This window comes from Pseudomonas lundensis, assembly GCF_002269125.1.
Taxonomy (GTDB): Bacteria; Pseudomonadota; Gammaproteobacteria; order Pseudomonadales; family Pseudomonadaceae; genus Aquipseudomonas; species Aquipseudomonas lundensis_A.
Genome location: NZ_NQKI01000078.1, coordinates 1 through 2736 on the forward strand (window position 1 = coordinate 1; position 2736 = coordinate 2736).

The 2736-nt window shown below is 54.2% G+C and carries 4 protein-coding genes; all 4 read left to right on the plus strand.

Annotation, left to right across the window (positions count from 1 at the left end; translation table 11 throughout):
- The first annotated feature begins 387 nt into the window (after positions 1–387).
- The 4 genes from CJF39_RS22435 to CJF39_RS22450 all read left to right on the plus strand — a co-directional run bounded on the left by CJF39_RS22435 (position 388) and on the right by CJF39_RS22450 (position 2702).
- Entirely contained in the window at positions 388–735 is a 348-nt protein-coding gene (locus tag CJF39_RS22435) for a metalloregulator ArsR/SmtB family transcription factor (protein ID WP_094995355.1), read from the plus strand.
- Positions 736–884: 149 nt separating this feature from the next.
- Entirely contained in the window at positions 885–1355 is a 471-nt protein-coding gene (locus CJF39_RS22440; RefSeq protein WP_094995353.1) for an arsenate reductase ArsC, read from the plus strand.
- 12 nt (positions 1356–1367) lie between these two features.
- On the plus strand, positions 1368–2069 hold the full coding sequence (gene arsH / locus CJF39_RS22445) for an arsenical resistance protein ArsH (RefSeq protein WP_094995354.1): 702 nt from the start codon (positions 1368–1370) through the stop codon (positions 2067–2069).
- Positions 2070–2465: 396 nt separating this feature from the next.
- Positions 2466–2702, plus strand: coding sequence for a PAS domain S-box protein (locus tag CJF39_RS22450; RefSeq protein WP_212555999.1), 237 nt, complete (start codon positions 2466–2468; stop codon positions 2700–2702).
- Positions 2703–2736: the final 34 nt, after the last annotated feature.

A 2736-nucleotide genomic window follows, 5' to 3' on the forward strand; every position in this document is an offset into this window, starting at 1 on the left:
CAATTTAATGGCGGGCTAACGCCGGCTCAGGCCGAGAAAAAACTTAACGTCGTGTCCGGGATTAGTTGACCACTACACCTCCGTTTTCGGCGCACTTGCTGAATGGCTCAAATTGGCCGATTCAGTTGAAAAAGTTGGCCATGCCAGATTGCTCACATACGGGCTGCACAAAGCGCCTTATGTGCGCGCTGCTACGTGAAATCTCAGCCTGGCAATCTTTCCGTTGAATAAAGGTTTCAATCTCAAGCGCGTACTTTACTACTGCGCAAAGCACGGGGACTGTTTCAACAAGTCGTCCGATAGCAGGCTCACCTGCTTGATAAATAATTTGCATTGCTAATATGGATATACGTATATTCGGTTTCCCACATGTAAATGGTCATGGTCATGATTGTTCCTCCCGATGTGTTCAAGAGCTTGGCTGACGAAACCCGCGTCCGCGCTACCTTGCTTATCGCCAATCAGGGTGAATTATGCGTCTGCGAACTAATGTGTGCTCTGGACGAGAGCCAGCCGAAAATCAGCCGCCACCTCGCCCAGTTACGCAGCAGTGGCCTGCTGCTGGGGCGCCGCCAGGGGCAGTGGGTTTATTACCGTCTCAATCCGGATCTTCCAGCCTGGGTGCACGAAATGCTGCAAGTGACGTTGCAAGCCAACATGCAGTGGCTGCAAAACAACACTTCCCGCTTGCAGAACATGGACGGTCGCCCTGTGCGTGATGTGGCCTGTTGCTGATCATCTACACCAACATCATCAGCTACAACCTGAGCCCGTATATCACCCCGATTTGCAGTCTTGCCACAACACTGTTGTTGCGGCATGCGCTGCTACGGGAGAGCGTGTGCTGGCGCCATTGAAATCTGCAAAAGTTTAAGGAGCAATCCATGCGAGTTCTGTTTATGTGCACGGCCAATAGCTGCCGCAGCATTCTCTCGGAAGCGCTGTTCAACCACCTGGCACCGCAGGGATTCGAAGCGGTGAGTTCCGGGAGTTTTCCAAAAGGGCAAGTGCTGCCTCGTAGCCTGACCACCCTGCAGCAGGCCGGTATTTCCACTGAGGGATTGAGCAGCAAGAGCAATGACGCCTTTGTGGACAATCTGCCGGATATCGTCATTACCGTGTGCGACAAGGCCGCTGGCGAAAACTGCCCGGTGTATTTCGGGCCTGCGCTGAAATCCCATTGGGGGCTGGAAGACCCCTCCGATGTAGTGGGGGACGAAGCTGCCATCGACATTGCCTTCCTCACCACCCTGGCGCGCATCGAGTTACGCTGCAAAGCCTTCCTTGCGCTTCCCTTTGACAGCCTTAGCCGCGACGAACTCAAACGTGAGCTGGACAAAATCAGCAGTCTCTAAGCAGGAGCAGATATGACAGATCTCTTACCTAACCTTGACCTTTCCCTGTTCGAAGACGCGCAAACAATGCCGCGAGAAAGCGAACACAAGCCTCGCATCTTGCTACTTTTCGGTTCGACCCGCGAACGCTCGTTCAGCCGGCTGCTGGTGGAAGAAGCTGCGCGGCTGCTGGAGCACTTCGGCGCCGAAACCCGCCTTTTTGATCCCTCGGGCTTACCGCTGCCCGACGATGTTCCCGTCGACCACCCCAAAGTGCAGGAGTTGCGCGACTTGGTGCTGTGGTCCGAAGGTCAAGTGTGGTGCTCGCCAGAGCGGCATGGGGCAATGTCGGCCGTGTTTAAGGCCCAGATCGACTGGATTCCCTTAGCTCTTGGCGCAGTTCGTCCGACACAGGGCAAGACACTCGCGGTTATGCAGGTCTGTGGTGGTTCGCAGTCCTTCAATGTAGTCAACCAGCTGCGTGTCCTGGGTCGCTGGATGCGCATGTTTACTATTCCGAATCAGTCTTCGGTGCCAAAGGCCTACATGGAATTTGACGATGCTGGCCGTATGAAACCCTCGCCGTTTTATGACCGAGTGGTCGATGTAATGGAAGAACTGGTGAAGTTCACTCTACTGTTGCGCGACCGAAAGGCGTTTCTGGTCGACCGGTACTCCGAACGCAAGGAAAGCGCCGAACAGCTCATGGCACGTGTAAATCAGCGTTCAATCTGAGGTGGCCATGTCGATCGAAAATCCTAAGGGTACAGCTTGAAGAGGCTTCATCAATCCAAGCTATCTAGGCTCTAGTCGTTACCCAAGCAGCGAGCTCTCTTAAGGGGGGGCTCAACCGTCGAAGAGAGAGGGCAGCGCATCGCGGCAATCCTGCGCTTATCCGTATTTGGTGGCGGTTCGGGAAAACCACGTTGCCGGTTCGCGTATACCAGCCAGCACCGGGCGCGCGCTGCGCAAGCCGCTTGGTTTCCGACATATCGGCACTTACTCGAAGGTCGGTAACATCGGGAACCTGAGAGGTTCGGGGCGATTCAAACAGCCTTTTCTGCATTCAAGATTATATTAAGGCAGCCGTTATTATGAGGGCTGAAACTTCATAGAGCCCCAGGGGAAATCATGTTCAATCTGTTCCGCAAGAACCGTGCTTTCGATGTCATTGAGGCAATTGAGCAGACACAGGCCGTGATTGAATTCGATCTTCAAGGCAAGATTCTGCGCGCGAACAAGAACTTCCTTGATCTCCTTGGTTATTCCCTGGAGGAAGTGCGCGGGCGGCCACACAGTTTGTTTACGCCTCCCGAATATGCTAAGGATGCTCCGATCAACTTGCTGCGCGGCGGCGGCAAGTCGTAATTTGCACGGCACGCAGCGCTATTTGCTCAAAACG

What these genes read in the sequence shown, in the direction of transcription:
- CJF39_RS22435 (WP_094995355.1), top strand. Translation starts at nt 388, where the DNA reads ATGATTGTTCCTCCCGATGTGTTCAAGAGCTTGGCTGACGAAACCCGC.
- CJF39_RS22440 (WP_094995353.1), top strand. Translation starts at nt 885, where the DNA reads ATGCGAGTTCTGTTTATGTGCACGGCCAATAGCTGCCGCAGCATTCTC.
- arsH (WP_094995354.1), top strand. Translation starts at nt 1,368, where the DNA reads ATGACAGATCTCTTACCTAACCTTGACCTTTCCCTGTTCGAAGACGCG.
- CJF39_RS22450 (WP_212555999.1), top strand. Translation starts at nt 2,466, where the DNA reads ATGTTCAATCTGTTCCGCAAGAACCGTGCTTTCGATGTCATTGAGGCA.